1 protein-coding gene is annotated in these 1,055 nt (G+C 40.3%); it reads left to right on the forward strand.

The window, feature by feature from the left end:
* Positions 1–96: 96 nt before the first annotated feature.
* Entirely contained in the window at positions 97–846 is a 750-nt protein-coding gene (locus CLOSYM_RS20225; protein ID WP_003504816.1) for a GntR family transcriptional regulator, read from the forward strand.
* Positions 847–1,055: the final 209 nt, after the last annotated feature.

The following is a 1,055-nucleotide window of genomic DNA, read 5'->3' on the forward strand; positions in this document are numbered from 1 at the left end:
CGTACCGGCGGCGTCCTCACCTGCTTAATTAAATATTGATTTTCAGCAGCAGATGGGATAAACTTATAACAGCAGACAGATAGGGGAAGGATGAAAATGGGAAGAAAAAAAGACTTAAAAAAAGATCTTGATGAAGACCTCATGGATATTCGCGAACCGGAGGAAGGGAAGAAAGAGACCCTGGTTGACATCATCTGCCGGAATATCCGCAGGGATATTATCGTCGGTGAACTGATCCCGGGTGAAAAATTAATGGCTAAGGATCTGGCGGAAAAGTACGGCACATCGGAAACGCCTGTGAAGCTGGCCCTGAACCGCATGATTTCAGAGGAAGTTGTCGAGAACTACCCGCGGCAGGGAATGGTTATTAAACCAATGACTCTTTCAGATGCTGAAGAAATATTTGATTTGCGTTTAATGATGGATCTTTATTACACGAAGCAGATAATTGAAGCCGTCAAAGTCAATAAGACACTGCGGCGGGAATTGGAGCAGAACATTGAGGAGCATGAGGAAATCATGAGAAAGTTTCTGGATACCAATGACGTCGAACTTTTTCTCCAGGATTACAACCATGATTATGAGTTCCATAAAATTTATCTGAAATGCTCCGGAAACCAGAAGCTGGTGGGAATGTACAAAAGAATCAATCCTTTCATCTATTCCAATTATATTTTCCGCCGCCAGTCCAAGGAAAAAGATTTGGCGGGTCTGGAGGAGCATAAAGCCATATTTAACGCAATCGTCGACGGGGACGAGGAGCGGCTGAGAGAATGCATCAGAATACATATGCATAATGCAATCAAGTCGATTACGGTTATTATGAAATGTGAGAGGATAAAGTAATATAAACCGGACGGAGAGTAATCGGTACCCGTGGATTGAAATAAAACACACTCTATAATACAGAGGCTGATATTAAAAGTCAGCCTCTGTTTTTTGATCCCATGATGTGGATAGTAACCGGAGAAACTGTGAAAAGTATACAAAAATATTTATTATTTTTAGGAGTTTTAACTCTATTTTTTTATCATAAAATAAGATAATATTTTTTA

It is taken from the genome of [Clostridium] symbiosum ATCC 14940 (genome assembly GCF_000466485.1).
GTDB lineage: Bacteria > Bacillota > Clostridia > Lachnospirales > Lachnospiraceae > Otoolea > Otoolea symbiosa.